11 protein-coding genes and 2 riboswitches are annotated in these 16,154 nt (G+C 74.1%); of the genes, 6 read left to right on the plus strand and 5 right to left on the minus strand.

From position 1 onward, the window contains the following. Positions 1-20: 20 nt before the first annotated feature. From B082_RS37415 to B082_RS0106265, 3 genes are all read right to left on the minus strand, one after another. Entirely contained in the window at positions 21-1,355 is a 1,335-nt protein-coding gene (locus B082_RS37415) for an MFS transporter (RefSeq protein ID WP_018550952.1), read from the minus strand. Positions 1,356-1,363: 8 nt separating this feature from the next. Then, positions 1,364-2,560: a radical SAM protein gene (locus tag B082_RS0106260; RefSeq protein ID WP_018550953.1), complete on the minus strand. Its 1,197-nt coding sequence runs from the start codon at positions 2,558-2,560 to the stop codon at positions 1,364-1,366. Positions 2,561-2,666: 106 nt separating this feature from the next. After that, on the minus strand, positions 2,667-2,924 hold the full coding sequence (locus tag B082_RS0106265; RefSeq protein ID WP_018550954.1) for a hypothetical protein: 258 nt from the start codon (positions 2,922-2,924) through the stop codon (positions 2,667-2,669). A 255-nt stretch (positions 2,925-3,179) separates the two neighbouring features. Here B082_RS0106265 and B082_RS35730 point away from each other — a divergent pair, with 255 nt between their 5' ends. Then, positions 3,180-4,481: a cytochrome P450 gene (locus B082_RS35730; RefSeq protein ID WP_086023902.1), complete on the plus strand. Its 1,302-nt coding sequence runs from the start codon at positions 3,180-3,182 to the stop codon at positions 4,479-4,481. On the opposite strand, the gene B082_RS0106275 is transcribed toward B082_RS35730, so the two are convergent. Further along, positions 4,441-5,853, minus strand: a complete 1,413-nt coding sequence (locus B082_RS0106275) for a hypothetical protein (protein WP_018550956.1) — start codon at positions 5,851-5,853, stop codon at positions 4,441-4,443. The two genes, B082_RS35730 and B082_RS0106275, sit on opposite strands and share 41 nt — an antisense overlap. 124 nt (positions 5,854-5,977) lie before the next feature. Next, a riboswitch (cobalamin riboswitch) is annotated at positions 5,978-6,052 on the minus strand. A 100-nt stretch (positions 6,053-6,152) separates the two neighbouring features. Beyond that, positions 6,153-6,281, plus strand: a riboswitch (cobalamin riboswitch). A gap of 120 nt (positions 6,282-6,401) precedes the next feature. Here B082_RS0106275 and B082_RS0106280 point away from each other — a divergent pair. From B082_RS0106280 to B082_RS35735, 5 genes are read left to right on the plus strand one after another with little or no spacing between them, the layout of a single operon-like run. Further along, the gene (locus B082_RS0106280) at positions 6,402-9,188 is read left to right on the plus strand and encodes a prenyltransferase/squalene oxidase repeat-containing protein (RefSeq protein WP_018550957.1); all 2,787 of its coding nucleotides are present in this window, start codon (positions 6,402-6,404) and stop codon (positions 9,186-9,188) included. Beyond that, positions 9,185-10,096: a hypothetical protein gene (locus B082_RS0106285; RefSeq protein ID WP_026249485.1), complete on the plus strand. Its 912-nt coding sequence runs from the start codon at positions 9,185-9,187 to the stop codon at positions 10,094-10,096. Before B082_RS0106280 ends, B082_RS0106285 begins: the two co-directional genes overlap by 4 nt. Positions 10,097-10,101: 5 nt before the next feature. Beyond that, positions 10,102-11,286, plus strand: coding sequence for an energy-coupling factor transporter transmembrane component T (locus tag B082_RS0106290; protein ID WP_018550959.1), 1,185 nt, complete (start codon positions 10,102-10,104; stop codon positions 11,284-11,286). Continuing rightward, the gene (locus B082_RS0106295; protein WP_018550960.1) at positions 11,283-12,932 is read left to right on the plus strand and encodes an ABC transporter ATP-binding protein; all 1,650 of its coding nucleotides are present in this window, start codon (positions 11,283-11,285) and stop codon (positions 12,930-12,932) included. Before B082_RS0106290 ends, B082_RS0106295 begins: the two co-directional genes overlap by 4 nt. Beyond that, positions 12,929-13,759, plus strand: coding sequence for an ECF transporter S component (locus tag B082_RS35735; protein ID WP_018550961.1), 831 nt, complete (start codon positions 12,929-12,931; stop codon positions 13,757-13,759). The genes B082_RS0106295 and B082_RS35735 overlap by 4 nt, the downstream gene beginning before the upstream one ends. A gap of 45 nt (positions 13,760-13,804) precedes the next feature. On the opposite strand, the gene metE is transcribed toward B082_RS35735, so the two are convergent. Continuing rightward, positions 13,805-16,123 carry a 5-methyltetrahydropteroyltriglutamate--homocysteine S-methyltransferase gene (metE, locus tag B082_RS0106305; protein ID WP_018550962.1) on the minus strand — a complete coding sequence of 773 codons (2,319 nt, stop codon included), beginning with the start codon at positions 16,121-16,123 and terminating at the stop codon, positions 13,805-13,807. Positions 16,124-16,154: the final 31 nt, after the last annotated feature.

A 16,154-nucleotide genomic window follows, 5' to 3' on the forward strand; every position in this document is an offset into this window, starting at 1 on the left:
ACGGCGGGAGGCGGGTGCGGTCAGGAGCCGCCGCTGCCGGGACGCGGCCCGGGAGGCGCCGGGACCAGTCCGGCGGCCCCGGCGTCGTCCTCACCGGCCGGTGCGGGCAGCGGCTCGTCCGCGTCCTTCGGCGCACCACCCCGGTCGTCCTCGGTGGCGTCCAGACTGGTTTCGCGCAGCAGCGGCACCGAGGAGAGCAGGGTGACCACCGCCGCGGTGCCCGCCAGCACCAGCCAGGTGCGGCTCGCCCCCACGGAGTCCACGAAGGAGCCCGCCACGATCGGCCCGGCGGAGGCCAGCCCGGCCATCATCAGACCGGTCGCGGTGCTGACCCGGCCCAGCAGATCGCGGGGCGCGAGCACCAGCACCGCACGGCCCACCACGATGCCCGCGGGCGGGCTGAAGAAGACGACCACGATCAGGACCGGGCCGATCGCCCAGGGAAGCGTCGTCCGGGAGAAGATGGCCAGGCCCAGCGCCCAGACCATGCCGATGAGCAGGAAGAGCCGCCCCGCCGGGTTCCGCTTGATCAGCCAGGGCGCGGCAGCCGCGCCCAGCAGCCCCCCGATGCCGGCACAGGCCATCACCGCGCCGATCGCCGTCCCGCCCGCACCGCTCTGGCGCAGCGAGACGACCATCGTCACCTGAGCCGCCGCCGAGACGATGTTGATACCCGCGGCGAAGATCAGGGCGGCCAGCAGCGCCCGCTGGTGCGTCAGCCAGCGCAGCCCGGCCGTCAGCCGGTTGTCGCGCTCGCTGTCCGCGACCCGTTCGGTCGGCCTGATCCCGATCCGCAGCAGCAGCACGGCCGACACCCCGTAGGAGGCGGCATCGACGGCGAACGGCAGGATCGGGTCCAGGGTGAACAGCCAGCCGCCCAGGAACGGGCCGATCAGCGAACTCGACGCCATCGCCGTCTGGCTGCGGCTCAGCGCGTCGGTGAGATCCTTCTCCGGCACCACGTCGCGCACCGCGATCGTGGCCGCGGGCGAGAACATCGCGGTGGCCGCCCCCTCCACCACGGCCACGCCGAGCAGCTGCGCCTGCCCGAGCCCTCCGAGCCCCGACGCCAGCGGGATGCTGGCCAGCGCCACCAGACGCACCACATCGGTGCCCACCATGATCATCCGACGGTCGAGCCGGTCGGCGAGATGGCCCGCGGGCAGCCTCAGCAGCGTCCGCGTCACCATCGAGCAGGTCGCGACCGTCCCCGCCTGGGCCGCGCTGCCGCCGATGGACAGCACGAGCAGCGGGAAGGCCAGCAGCGACAGCTGGGAGCCGAGGGTGGAGAGCGTCGAACTGAGCCAGTAGCGGCGGAAGTCGGCATTGGTGCGCAGAATGCCCGCGCTCTTCATACCGGAATTCACCCCAGCCGTCCGGCACCGTGCAGGCAGTCCAGCACCCCTGCGTCCACCCGGTCCTGGAAGACGGCGCGGACCGCCGCCTCCTCGTCGTAGCGGTAGTGGTCGTGGCAGCTGACCCAGCGGCCCTCCGTCTGCTCCGCGCTCAGATAGCCGTCGGCGACGGTGCCGACCTCCATGCCGGGCTTCCCCGCGGTCTCCCAGCAACTGGCCAGCACACCATCGGCGTTGATGACCGCCCCGTACCGGCCGTCGGCGAAGGAGCAGGCCTGGCAGGGGACATGGGCGCGCGGCCGGGACACCGTGAAGCCGAGCTCCAGCGCGCGGGCGTGCCAGCGGACGAAGTCCTCGACCAGGCCGTCCTCGTGGAGCAGGTTGTTGGCGTAGCCGACACCGACGTCGCCGACACGGGCGAAGTGGATGCCGCAACGGGCCGGGTCGAGGCGTGACCCGAGGCGTTCCACCAGCTCGTCGACGCCGTGCCGGTTCAGGTGCGAGACGTTGACCCGCAGCATCCAGCGCAGGGAGGTGCGCTCGATGGCGCGCGCGATGTTGGAGACGATGACGTCGAAGGTGCCGCCCCCGGAGCGCTTGACCCGGATCGAGTCGTGGTCGGCGCGGTCGCCGTCGAAGGTCACCTGGACGGAGCCGAGACCCGCCGCGTTCAGCTCCTTCGCGATCAGCGGGGTGAGCAGCGTGCCGTTGGACGTCATCGACGCGGTGAGCGGGCCCAGTTCACCGGCCCGGGTGAGCAGGTCGCGGCAGCCGCGCGGGTTGAGCAGCGGCTCCCCGCCGAACAGCAGCAGCGACAGCCGGTCGAGCCCCGCCGCCTCCATGCGCGTCCGGGTGAAGTCCAGGACCTGCCCGACGGCCTCGGGCGTCAGACGGGCGTGGCGGATGCGCGGCGGCCTGCTGCCGCCCTTGGGGTCCTGCGAGGTGTTCTGGAAGCAGTAGCCGCAGCCGAGGTTGCAGTCGGTGCTGGTCAGCACGGTCAGGGAGTACGAGCTGTAGGGCTTCAGGTCGTACAGACCGGCGTCGCGCAGATAGCGTTCGGCCGAGGGCCGCAGGGTGCCGTCGGGCTCCACCTGCGCGGGGCGCATCAGCGCGTACCCGCCGGCGCCGAGGAACCACCACCCCCTGTCGGCGCGGATCAGACGGGCCCCGGCGGAGGGGACGGCGAGGGACTGCGTACCGGACACGGCGACCTCCGGGTCGGGGCGGGGGCGGGAGCGGGGTGGCCGGGACGGGCCCCCGGCCGCGGCGACGAGGCCGCCGCGGCCGAGGAGGACCGGCCTGAGGACCGGATCAGAGGTTCTGCTCCTGGTGGACGCCGCACCACGGGGTGTCCTCGCCCTCCTCGGAGTGGGCGATCACCTCGGGCTCCTCGGCCACCTCCTGGTGCACCCCGCACCAGCCGATGGGCGACTCGACGTGGGCGACGACCTCGGGCTCCTCGGCCACCTCCTGGTGCACCCCGCACCAGCCGATGACGGAGTCGGAGTGGGCCTCCACCTCGGGGGCGTCCTGCTCGGGGGTCTCGTTGGGCTCGACGTTCTCGGCCATGATGGTCCTCCATACGACGGGCGATCGGGACGACGGACGGCGGCACTGCGCCGACGGCCAGGAAGCTAGGAGCACGGGGTTCGGCACCGGTTCGTCCCCGGTTGTGCGGCGGTGAATCCTCCTGGTCGGCGCCCCGGCGCCGCCGGCGGGACGGGGAGCGGGCATACCGGAACCGCACCCGGGCCGAACCGGCGGGCAACCCGCCGTTCCTACGGTGTGCGCCGCACACTCCGCGACGTGAGAGGACGGCTCCGTATGGAAACCGAACCCGCTGTCACGGCCGGCGCGCCAGTGCCGGCAGGGCGGCCGCGACTTCCGGAGCCGCTCGGGGCCGGGTTCGTGGACCGGCCGGCCGAGGTGCTGGCCGAGATCCGGGAGACCTGCCCGGTGACCCGGGTCAGGACACCGGCCGGGCGCCCGGCGTGGCTGGTGACCCGGGCCGAGGACGTGCGGGCCGGATTCATGGACCCGCGCCTCTCCCTGAGCGGCGGCCGTACACCCGACCCCGCGGTGCGCCGCCGCGCACTCGACCTGACCCTCGTCAACTACGACCCGCCGGACCACACCCGCATCCGCCGCCTGGCGACGCCCGCCCTGACCCCGGCGCGCATGGCCGCCCACCGCGGGCGGATCGAGCGGGCCGCCGCCGAACTCCTCGACGCGGCGGACGCGGCGCGCGGCCGGGGCCCGGTCGAGCTGATGGACGCCTTCGCCCGCCCCTTCGCCTTCCGCTCGCTGTGCGAGGTCTTCGACGTCCCCGAGGAGGAGCGCGCCGCCCTGTACGGGCCGGTGGCGCTCCTCGCGGACAAGACCGGACGCACCGCCGCCGAGGTGGACGCGAGCGTCACCCGGATCGACGCCTTCGTACGCGGTGAGATGGCCCGCAGGTCCGCCGCCCCGGGTGACGACCTGGTCTCCCGCGTCCTGGCCGCCTGGCGGGAACAGGGCGGCGCGAGCGAGGACGAAGTGGCGTCCCTGCTGGCGATGCTGCTGCTCGCCGGGTTCGACAGCACGGTGCAGGCGATGGGCATGAGCGTGGTGGCGCTGCTGGCCCACCCGGAGGTGTGGCAGCGCCTGAGCGAGGAGCCGGGACGCATCCCGCGCGCCGTGGACGAGCTGCTGCGCTGGGACACCCCGGGCTCCTTCGGCACCAAGCGGGTGGCGCTGGAGGACATCCGGTTCGGCGACACCGTCATCCCGGCGGGCAGCGGTGTCCTGCTGTCCGTGGCGGCGGCCAACCACGACCCCCGCTGCCACGCCGACCCCGGCACGCTGGACCCCGGCCGCTCCACCGCGAGCCGCCACCTGAGCTTCGGCCTGGGACCGCACTACTGCCCCGGGTCAGGGCTCGCCAGGCTGGAGCTGACGGTGGCCCTGACCCAGTTGCTCGGCCGCTGGCGCCGGCCGGCCCCGGCGGTTCCGCTGTCCCAGCTGGCCTGGGGCGGCGGCTACCTGCACCGCCGCCTGGCCGCGCTGCCCGTCCTGCCGGACGGGCCCGTGCAGCGCCGGCTTCCGGTCAGCTGCCCCAGCGCAGGGCCACCGTGTCGCCCGCGTTGATCACCGTGCCCCGGGCCGCCCCGGCGAACGCCGATCCGTCGATGCCGGCCTTCCACGTGCCGGACCCGCTGTTGGCCTTGCCGTTGATCGCGGTGAGGGTGCCGGTGCCCGACGCGGGCGTCACCGCGCTCACGCAGCCGGCGGGCGTGGCCGACGTCGTGGCCGCGTCCAGCACCGCGCCGAGCGTGGTCGTCGTCCCGGTCGGCGTGAACGCGACCGAGCACACCTTCAAGGCGCCCGTGCCGTCGTCCACGGTCAGGGCCAGCTTCGTGGCGGTGCCCGGGGTGAACGCGGACTGCGCCACCCACCGGGGCGCGCCGACGGTGACCGGGGCCGGGGGAGCGGCGGTGAAGCCGCCGCCCGCGACAGCGCGCAGACCGTCCACGGACGCGTAGGCGGAGGGGGCGGTGTCGCTCGGCAGGTACTTGAAGCCGCCGCCGGGGTTGAACTGCTGGGCGATGAGGAAATCCACCGGGGTCTTGCCGGCGGAGGTGAGGAAGTCGCCCGTCTGCGGGTTGATCCCGCACGCGTTGAGGCCGGAGACGGCCCAGCCGTTGGAGTCGGTGTTGACCCCGAACATCGCGTTGAACGCGCCGCTGGACGGCACCAGTTTGCCCTTGAGGAACGCCTTGGCCCGTGAGACGTCCGCATCGGTGTCCGGGACGCCCGAGACGCACAGCGCGGCCATCGCCGCGCCCGTCATGTCGACGTCGCTCGTGGTGGCGAGCTCGCCCGCGTCGCCTTCGGCCTTGCCGTAGTTCCAGCCGCCGTCGTCGTGCTGGTTGGCGCGGATACGGGTGATCAGGGCGTCCCGCAGCGACTGGGGTATGCGCTGGGCACCGGCCTGGGTCTTCGTGCCGCCCAGGGCGAGCGCCGCGAAGACGGTTCCGTTGAAGTTCCCCGACGGGCCGAAGTAGCCCGGCTCGGCCGTCTGCCAGTAGCTGTAGATGTCCCCGATCAGATTGCGGGAGGCGGAGACGCGGGAGGGATCGATCCCGGCCGCGTACGCGTTGAGGGCGGCGCGTTCGTAGTCGGTGACCACCGGAGTCGCCGACGGCCAGGCCGCCGTGGCGAGCAGGTCGCGGTAGACCGATCTCGCGTTCTTCGTGGCGTCGCCGCCCGGCGTGACGTCGACGGCCGCGGTGCCGGCGGCGGCGAGCGCGCTGAACGCCCACTCGTTGGACAGCCCCGGCCCGGCGTACGAACCATCCGCTGCCTGGAGGGACTTGAGATATGCCACACCATTGGTCTTCGAGGTGGCGATCTGGGCGGGGGTGGCCGTGGCGGCGGCCGGCAGAACGGTCAGACAGAACGCCCCGAGCGAGGCGGACGCGGTGAACGCGAGACGGCGCGTGAACGAAAGGCGGGACATGGCCTGCTCCTGGGATGAGGGGCGCCGGCCGGCCCCGCGGCCTCGCCGAACCGGGCGGGAGGCAGCAGCGGGCAGGGCCGCCGCCCGAACGCGTGGACCGGCTTCCTGTGGTGCTTCGCCGCGTGGGCATTCGGGCTCGGAACGGCCCCCGCCGTCCCACACCGCTGCGCGTCAGCCCCGGAGTCTCACCGGGTTCCCCCATGTGGCAGGGCGGGACGCTACCGGACGCCGGGCGGCCCCGCCAGACACCCTCCGGCCGCCGGCCGAAGGCGGACGACGGCGTCTTGACGATCCGGGAGCCACCGTGCTGCAATCCGCTCGACAAGCACTGAGTTCCAGGGGAAGCCGGTCGAAATCCGGCGCTGACCCGCAACCGTAGGCCCGGCAACCGCCGGGCGAGCCGGATTACCTGGGGCTGATTCTGCAGCGAGAAGCGCCGTCGCGGACTACGGCGTGGTCGACCAGCCCTGCCCTGCGCCGGACCGCGCGCGGCTGTGGCCGCCTCTGCCACGTTCACGTCCCGAGGGGAACGGAACGAGGGGGCCGCGGTGGGGACCGCACAGCGAAGAGACCGGCACAAGGGCGCCAGTGCGCTGCTGGCCCTGATATCCGCGGCGTTCCTGCTGCTTGCCATGTGCGTGACACTCGTCACGGTCGGCCCGGCCGCCGCCGCAGGCCCGGTCGGCGACTGCACGGCCACCGAAGGGGCCGTCGTCGCCGTCGACTTCGGCCCCTTCGGCGGCAAGGTCGAGCGGGGCTGCGACACGACGCCGACGACCGGCTACGAACTCCTGCACGACGCCGGGTTCACCACCGAGGGCACCCAGCACGACGGCCCCGCCTTCATCTGCCGCATCGGCCTCGGCTCGGGCACCCAGTACCCGACCACCGAGCAGGAAGCCTGCGTCCTCACACCGCCGGCCACCGCCTACTGGTCGTACTGGATCGCGTCGCCGGGCACCAACACCTGGACGTACAGCCAGTACGGCGCCATGTCCCGCAAGCTGAAGGACGGTGACGTCGACGCCTGGGTGTTCGGAGGCACCGACGCCGGCGGCTCCACCGGCAAGCCGGCGTTCACCCCCGACGACGTACGCGCGGGCGGCTCCACCGGGACCCCCGGCCCCGGCAGCACTCCCACGGCCCCGGCGGGCGAGGTCGATCTCGCGGCGGCGGCGGCCTGGGTGTCGGGCGTCCTCGAAGACGGCGAACGCGTCGTGGACGAAGGCGCCGGCACCCCCGACTACCTCCTGACCACCGAGGCCGCCTACGCCCTCGTGGCGGCGGACCCCGAGCACGCGGACATCGCGAAGGTCACCGCCTTCCTCGCCGCCCACACCGACGACTACGCCTACCCCTCGGGCAAGGACGGGGCCCCGGACCCGGCCGCCGCCGCCCGGCTCGCCCTGCTCGCCGAGGCGACGGACGCCGATCCGGGGGACTTCGGCGGACACGATCTGACCGCCTCCCTCACCGGCAGCGTCTGCGCCGCGGGCCCCGAGGCCGGCAGCCCCGCGCCCGGCTGCACCGCCAAGGGCGACTTCCGCAACGCCGGTTACGCGGACGGCCAGGCGCTCGCCGTGCTCGCCCTCGTCCGAGCCGGTGCCACACCCCCGGCCGACGCGGTCGCCAGGCTCGCCCGGCTCCAGTGCGAGGACGGCGGGATCACGAGCATCCTGATCCGCCCCGGCGAGTACTGCGACGGCGACCCCGCCACCACCGGCCTCGCCGCCCTCGCCCTGCACGAGGCGGGCGGCCAGGAAGCGGCGGTCACCCGGGCGGTGGCGTACCTGAAGAAGGCGCAGCGCGAGGACGGGGCGTTCCCCGGCTACACCGGGTCCACCACCGGCAGCGTCCACGCCACCGGGTTCGCCGCACAGGCGCTGCGCGCGCTCGGCGCCCCCGCGTACGCCGACGCCGCGGTCTCCTGGCTCTCCCGGGAGCAACTGGACGGCGGCGGCTTCGGGTTCGAGGAGGACGCCACCGACCCGGTTCTCTACCCGACGGGCCCCGCGGTCCTGGCCGGGGCGGGCACCGATCTCGCCCGCCTCACGACGAAGCGGTCCGGCCCGACCGACCCGCCGGCCACCGAGCCCCCCACCACCCGGCCGCCCACGACCGGACCGCCCACCGCGGAGCCGACCCGCCCCGCGGGCGAAGGTCCCGATCTGAAGAAGGGCGTCGCCTACCTCACCAGCGCCGCCAACCTGAGGCAGGGCCAGTACTACCCGGTCGGTCCGGAATCCCCGCGCGCGGACTTCGGCCTCACCATCGACGGCGCCTACGCGCTCGCCGCCACCGGCCTGGACAACGACAAGCTGCGCGGCATCGTCGACTTCCTCGACAAGGGCGGCAAGGACGGCGACGGCAAGACCCTGCAGGACTGGACCGGGACCGGCACCAAGTACGCGCTCGGCGGCTCCATGGGCAAGGCAGCCCTCCTCGCCGAGGCCGTGGGCCGCGACCCCCGCGCTTTCGGCGGCCAGGACCTCATCGCAGGACTGAACGCCGCCGTGTGCGAGAAGGCCACCCCGGCCCCGGACCGCAGCTGCGCCGCCAAGGGCGCCTACACCTACGCCCCCTCCGTCTTCTCCCAGGCACTGGCGGTCATGGCCCAGGTGCGGGCCGGCGAGGAGAAGGCGGCCCAGGAACCGATCGCGTACCTGGAAAGCCTCCAGCACGACAGCGGGGCATGGCCCAGCCTGATCCCCGCCACCGGGGACTCGGACGTCGACTCGACCGCCATCGCCGCCATGGCCCTGGACCTCGTCGGCGGCGAGAAGGCGGAGAAGGCCGTCGCCAAGGCGCTGGCCTGGCTCGCGGACCAGCAGCTGTCCGACGGCGGCGGCTTCCCCGGCGCGGCCGGCAACTCGGTCAACTCGGCCGCCCTCGCCATCCAGGGGCTCTCGCTGGACGAGGAGCGCTACGCCTCCCGGATCGCCAGGGCCCAGAAGTTCCTGGCGGGCCGGCAGAACAGCGACGGCGGCTTCGACGTCGCCAAGGAAGGCCGGCGCGAATCGAACCTGCGGGCCTCCGCCCAGGCGGTCGGCGGGGCGACCGGCATCTCCTTCGGCACGCTGGAACGCAGCTTGGACGGCACCACGCCCCAGCCCACCCCCAGCCCCTCCACCCCGCAGATCGTCACCCCCGACGACCCGGCCGGGGGCACCGGCGGCATCATCGACACCGACGGGGGCGGCTCCGGTGGCGGTGCGCTGGCCTCGACCGGTGTGCGGGCCGGCGCCTTCGCCGGCCTGGCGGCCCTGCTCGTCGCCGCCGGATGGCGGGTCGTCGTGATCGCCCGCCGCAGGGCAGCGGTGGGGGACGGGATATGACGACCGCCCCATGGCGCAGGGCAGTACGGGCGGTGACCGCACTCCTGCTCGGGACCGCCGCGCTGACGGCCAACGCGCCGTCGGCGGCGGCGGACCCGCAGCCCATGGGCCGGTGCACCACCACGTCCGGGGCCGTGCTCGCGGTCGACTTCAGCCACTGGGGCGGGCCCGTCTACCGCTCCTGCGGAACCACCCCGACGACCGGGTACGAACTGCTCAACCAGGGCGGCTGGCGCACCACCGGCACCGGACACGACGGTCCGGCCTTCATCTGCCGGATCGGCTACAGCGGCCACCAGGGCGGCAAGCAGTACCCCACGCCCCAGCAGGACGACTGCGTCCTGACCCCGCCCGCCTCCGCCTACTGGTCGTACTGGCACGCCGACCCGGGGGCGAGCACCTGGGAGTACAGCCGGCTCGGCGCGATGCTCTACCGGCCGAAGCCGGGCAGCGTCGACCTGTGGATCTTCGGCGGCACCGACATCGGCGGCACCGAGGGCCGCCCCACCCTCACCCCGGACCAGCTGCGCGCCCACAACACCGAGGCGCGGGGGGACGCGGGCAAGCCCGAGTCGACCGAGCGGGCCCCGGAGCTGCCCCCCGGCACCAGCACCGGTCCGAAGGCGACCGCGACCCGCAGGCCCCCGCCCTCCACAACCGCGTCCGCCTCCCCGGAGACCTCGCCCGGCCCGTCGCGGTCCGCGTCACCGAGCCCCTCGGTGACCGGGACGCCCGGCCCGTCGCCGAGCGCGTCGGAGACCGGGACCCGCGTGGTCGACGCGGCCCCCGCGAGCGAGGCCAGGACGGACGCGGGCTCCGTCCTGCCGGTGGTGGCCGGCGGCGCCCTGATCCTGCTCGTCGGCGGGGCGGCCGTGTACGCGGCCGGGCGCCGCCGCCGCACGGAGTGACCCGGGTGACCCACACGGCCCGCGAGGCGGCCGCACCGGTCTCCGGCAACCTGCCGGACACCGGCGGCCGCCGCCTGCCCAGGACCCTGCATCCGGTCGCCTGGTGGATCTGGGCGCTCGCCCTGGCCACGGCGGTCAGCCGCACCAACAACCCGCTGCTGCTCCTCCTCGTCCTCGCGGTCCTCGGCTACGTCGTCACCGCGCGCCGCACCGAGGCCCCCTGGGCACGAGGATTCAAGTACTACCTCTTTCTCGCCGGCACCGTCGTCGCGATCCGGGTCCTGTTCCGGGCCGTGTTCGCCACCGGCATCACCCCGCACGACCACTTCCTCTTCGCGCTCCCGCACATCCCCACCCCCGACTGGTACGCCGGCATCCGGCTCGGCGGCCCCGTCTCGCTCGAAGCGCTGCTGTCGGCCGCCACCGACGGACTGCGGCTCGCCTGCATGCTGTGCTGCATCGGCGCCGCCAACACCCTCGCCAACCCCAAACGGGCCCTGCGCGTCCTGCCCGGAGCCCTGCACGAACTCGGCGTCGCCGTCACCGTCGCCATCAGCGTCGCCCCCCAACTCGTCCAGAGCGTCCAGCGCGTCGCCCGCGCCCGCCGGCTCCGCGCCGGCCGCAACAAGGGGCTGAAGGCCCTGCGCGGCATCGTTGTCCCCGTCCTGGAGGACGCCCTCGAACGCTCCCTGCGCCTGGCCGCCGGCATGGACTCCCGGGGATACGGCCGCGCCGGCACCGCGACCCGCCGCTCCCGGCGCGTCACCGGCACCCTCATGCTCCTCGGCATGTGCGGGCTGTGCGCCGGGGCCTACGGGCTCCTCGACGCGACCGCGCCCCGCTTCCTCGGCCTCCCGGCCATGGCGGCGGGAGCCGTGCTGTGCGTGGCCGGTCTGCGCATCGGCGGGCGCCGGGTCTCGCGCACCACCTACCGGCCCGACCCCTGGCGGCTGCCCGAGTGGGCCGTCGCCGGGGCCGGGACGCTCTCCGCCGTGCTGCTGTTCAGCAACATGGGCTACGACGCCGCCGAGCTCAACCCCTCCATCTACCCCCTCAGCTGGCCCACCCTGCCGCTGGTGCCCGCCTGCGCGATCCTGCTCGCCGGGACGGCCGGGTTCCTCGCACCACCACCGGCCGCGCCCCGCCCGGCCGTACCCCGGCCGCGCGCCGAGAAAGCCGGAGCCACGTGATCACCTTCGACCAGGTCACCGTCAGATACGAGGACACGGCCGAACCCGCCCTGCGCGAGGTCGACCTCACCATCGAGGAGGGCGAGCTCTGCCTCGTCGTCGGCCACACGGGAGTCGGCAAGTCCACGCTCCTGGGAGCCGTCAACGGACTGGTGCCCCACTTCACCGGCGGCACCCTGCACGGCCGCGTCACCGTCGACGGCCGGGACACCGCCCACCACCCTCCCCGGGAACTCGCCGATGTGGTCGGTGTGGTCGGACAGGACCCGCTCGACGGATTCGTCACAGACACCGTCGAGGAAGAACTCGCCTACGCGATGGAGCAGTTGGCGACCCCGCCCGCCGTCATGCGCAAACGTGTGGAGGAGACCCTCGACCTGCTGGGCCTCGCCGACCTGCGTCACCGAGCCCTGCACGAGCTGTCCGGCGGCCAGCAGCAGCGGGTGGCGATCGGCTCCGTCCTCACCGCGCACCCCCGCGTCCTCGTCCTGGACGAACCCACCTCCGCCCTCGACCCCACCGCCGCCGACGAGGTCCTCGCCGCCGTCACCCGCCTCGTCCACGACCTCGGCGTCACCGTCCTCATGGCCGAGCACCGCCTCGAACGCGTCGTCCAGTACGCCGACCGGGTCATCCACCTGCCCGGCGACGGCCGCGCCGTCCACGGCGCCCCCGGCGACATCCTGCGCACGTCGTCCATCGCCCCGCCCATCGTGGACCTCGCCCGCGCAGCCGGCTGGGACCCGCTGCCGCTGTCCGTGCGCGACGCCCGCCGCGCCGCCGTCCCGCTGCGCACCCGGCTCGGCGCGGCCGAGCCCGCCCCCGTCCGCCCGGCCCCGCCCGCCGGCGCCCCCGCCCTGCTGACCGCACGTGGGGTCACCGTCGCCTACCACGGCGTCCCCGCCGTCCGCGAGGCCGGCCTCGCCCTGCGCGCCGGTGAGATCACGGCACTGATGGGCCGCAACGGCTCCGGGAAGTCCTCCCTGATGTGGGCCCTCCAGGGCTCGGGACCGCGCAGGGCCGGCAGCGTACGCGTCACTTCGGACGGGACGGCACGCGACCCGCACACCCTGCCGGCGGCCGAGGCGCGGCGCCTCGTCGGGCTCGTCCCGCAGACCCCCGCCGACCTGCTCTACCTGGAGAGCGTCGAGCAGGAACTGGGCCAGGCCGACAGCGAGTCGGCCGACGGGGACACGCGCCCCGGCGCACGGACGATCCTCGACCGGCTGGTCCCGGGCATCGCCGGCACCACCCACCCCAGGGACCTGTCCGAGGGGCAGAAGCTGGCGCTCGTCCTCGCCATCCAGCTCGCCGCCACCCCGCGTGTCCTGCTGCTCGACGAACCGACGCGCGGCCTGGACTACCGGGCCAAGGCGGAGCTCACCCGGATCGTCGCCGCTCTCGCGGCCGAGGGCCGCTCGGTCGTCATCTCCACCCACGACGTGGAGTTCGTCGCCCGCACCGCCGACCGGGTGGTCGTCATGGCCGAGGGCGACATCGTCGCGGACGGCCCCACCCGCGAAGTCATCGTCGCCTCCCCGGTGTTCGCACCGCAGACCGCCAAGATCCTCGCCCCGCTGCCCTTCCTCACCGTCGACCAGGTGACAGCGGCCCTGGACGCGTCCGAGGACGGGGACCGGACATGAGCACCGCCACCACCGCGGCCATCCGGCTCACCCCCAGGGTCTCGCTGGTCATCGCCCTGGCCGCCTTCATCGGCGTGGTGGCCTTCTTCTGGCCCTTCGTCGTCGCGCCGGGAAAGTTCGGATCGAACTACGCCCCGCCCCTCATCTTCGGCGTGCTGCTCGTCCTCGTCCTGTGCGTGGTGCTCTCCGAGATCGCCGAGGGCGGGATCAGCTCCAAGGCGCTGGCCATGCTCGGCGTCCTGTCCGCCGTCAACGCCGCCCTGCGCCCCCTCGGCGCCGGGACGGCCGGAATCGAAACGGTCTTCTTCGTCCTGGTCCTCGCCGGGCGCGTCTACGGCCCCGGCTTCGGCTTCACCCTCGGCTGCACCTCGCTGTTCACCTCCGCGCTGATCACGGGCGGCGTCGGGCCGTGGATGCCGTACCAGATGTTCGGCTGCGCCTTCGTGGGCATGCTCGCCGGCTTCCTGCCCCGCGCCACCGGCCGCCGCGAGGTGCTGCTGCTCGCCGGGTACGGATCGCTCTCCGGCTACCTCTTCGGCTTCCTGCTCAACCTGTCCTTCTGGCCGTTCTCCCTCGACCCGGACAGCTCCATCGCGTACCTGCCAGGACTGCCGTTCACCGAGCAGTGGCACCGCTACCTCGCGTTCGACCTCGCCACCTCGCTGGGCTGGGACACCGGGCGGGCCGTCACCAACTTCGTCTGCGTCATGCTGGCGGGCCCGGCCGTGCTCACCACCTTCCGGCGCGCCGCCCGCCGGGCCCGCTTCCGGGCCCCGGTCCGCTTCACCCCCGCCGGTCCCGGCTCCGCCGACGGCCGGGACACCTGAGTCCGGCTCGTACCCAGGTGTCCCGGCCGGCCGCTCAACCGGGCGTCAGGAGGAGGCGAGTTCGCCGCGGACGGTACGGGCCGCCGCCACCAGGTTCTCCAGCGACGCGCGGGTCTCGGGCCAGGCGCGGGTCTTCAGGCCGCAGTCGGGATTGACCCACAGCCGCTCGGCGGGGATGGCCTTCAGGCCGGTGCGCAGGAGCTGTGCGGCCTCCTCGGCGCTCGGCACGCGCGGGGAGTGGATGTCGTAGACGCCGGGCCCTGCCTCGCGCGGGTAGCCGTGTGCGGCGAGTTCGTGGGCGACCTGCATGTGGGAGCGGGCGGCCTCCAGGCTGATGACGTCGGCGTCGAGGTCGTCGATGGCCCGGACGATGTCGCCGAACTCGGCGTAGCACATGTGGGTGTGGATCTGGGTGTCCGGCCTCACCCCGCTCGTGGTGAGGCGGAACGACTCGGTGGCCCAGGCCAGGTAGTCCGCGCGGCCGGCGGCCCGCAGCGGCAGGGTCTCGCGCAGGGCGGGCTCGTCCACCTGGATGACCGAGGTGCCGCCCGCCTCCAGGTCGTTGACCTCGTCGCGCAGGGCGAGGGCGACCTGGCGGGCGGTGTCGCCGAGCGGCTGGTCGTCGCGGACGAAGGACCAGGCGAGCATGGTGACCGGGCCGGTGAGCATGCCCTTGACCGGGCGGTCGGTGAGCGACTGGGCGTAGAAGGTCCAGCGCACCGTCATGGGCGCGGGGCGCGAGATGTCGCCGGCGAGAACGGGCGGGCGGACGTAGCGGGTGCCGTAGGACTGGACCCAGCCGTGCTGGGTGGCCAGGTAGCCGGTCAGCTGCTCGGCGAAGTACTGCACCATGTCGTTGCGTTCGGGCTCGCCGTGCACCAGGACGTCGATGCCGGCCTTCTCCTGAAAGGCGATGACCTCGCCGATCTCGGCCCGGATGCGTTCCTCGTAGCCGGCGGTGTCGACGCGTCCGGCGCGCAGGTCGGCACGGGCGGTGCGCAGTTCGCCGGTCTGCGGGAAGGAGCCGATGGTCGTCGTCGGCAGCAGCGGCAGCCCGAGGTGGGCGCGCTGGGCGGCGGCGCGTTCGGCGTACGGCTGGGAGCGGCGGACGTCCGCCTCGGTGACGGCGGCGGTCCTGGCCCGCACCGCCGGGTCCCGGGTGAGGGGGGAGCCGGCGCGGGAGGCGAGGGCGGCGCGGTTGGCGGCGGTCTCGGCGGCCACCGCCTCGGTGCCCAGGGCCAGTCCCTTCGCCAGGGTCACCACCTCGTCGGTCTTCTGCCGGGCGAAGGCGAGCCAGCGAAGGACCTCCGGGTCGATGTCCTTCTCCGGCGCGGTGTCCAGCGGGACGTGCAGCAGGGAGCAGGACGCGGCAACGTCGACCCGGCCGGCGAGACCGAGGAGCGTGGCGAGGGTCGCGAGGGACTTCTCGTAGTCGTTGATCCAGATGTTGCGGCCGTTGACGACGCCCGCGACGAGCCGCTTGCCGGGGAGCCCGCCGACGGCTGCGAGGTCCTCCAGGTTGGCCGCGGCCGCGCCGGTGAAGTCGAGCGCCAGGCCCTCGACGGGGGCCTTCGCCAGGACCGGGAGCGCCTCGCCGAGCCGGTCGAAGTAGGAGGCGACGAGCAGCTGCGGCCGGTCGGTGAGGGCGCCGAGGCCGCGGTAGGCGCGGGCGGCGGCGTTGAGCTCGGCCGGGGTGCGGTCCTGGACGAGGGCGGGTTCGTCCAGCTGCACCCACCGCGCTCCGGCGGCGCGCAGGTCGGCGAGCACCTCCGCGTACACGGGGAGCAGCCGGTCGAGCAGGGTGAGCGGTTCGAAGCCGGCGGCCACCCCGGGGGCGGGCTTGGCCAGCAGGAGATAGGTGACGGGGCCGACGAGCACGGGCCGGGCGGTGTGTCCGAGCGCGAGGGCCTCGGTCAGCTCGATGACCTGCTTGGTGGAGTCGGCGGTGAAGACGGTGTCGGGGCCGAGCTCGGGGACCAGGTAGTGGTAGTTGGTGTCGAACCACTTGGTCATCTCCAGCGGGGCCACGTCCTGGGTCCCGCGCGCCATGGCGAAGTATCCGTCGAGAGCGTCGGACGCGACGGCCTCGCGGTGCCGGTCCGGGACGGCCCCGACCATGACGCTGGTGTCCAGGACGTGGTCGTAGTACGAGAAGTCACCGGTCGGCACCTCGTGGACGCCGGCGCCGGCCAGCTGCCGCCAGTTGGACCGGCGCAGCTCTGCCGCCGTCTCCCGGAGGGCGTCGGCGGTGACCCGGCCCTTCCAGTAGCCCTCGATCGCCTTCTTCAGCTCCCGGTCCGGGCCCTGCCGGGGGTAGCCGTACACGGTGGCCTGCGCTGCCGCGGCTGCGGACTTGGATGTCACGGAAATCTCCTTCGCGAGATGACTCCTGAAC

Origin of the sequence: Streptomyces sp. ATexAB-D23 (genome assembly GCF_000373645.1) — a bacterium.
In the GTDB taxonomy this organism is placed as follows: domain Bacteria; phylum Actinomycetota; class Actinomycetes; order Streptomycetales; family Streptomycetaceae; genus Streptomyces; species Streptomyces castrisilvae.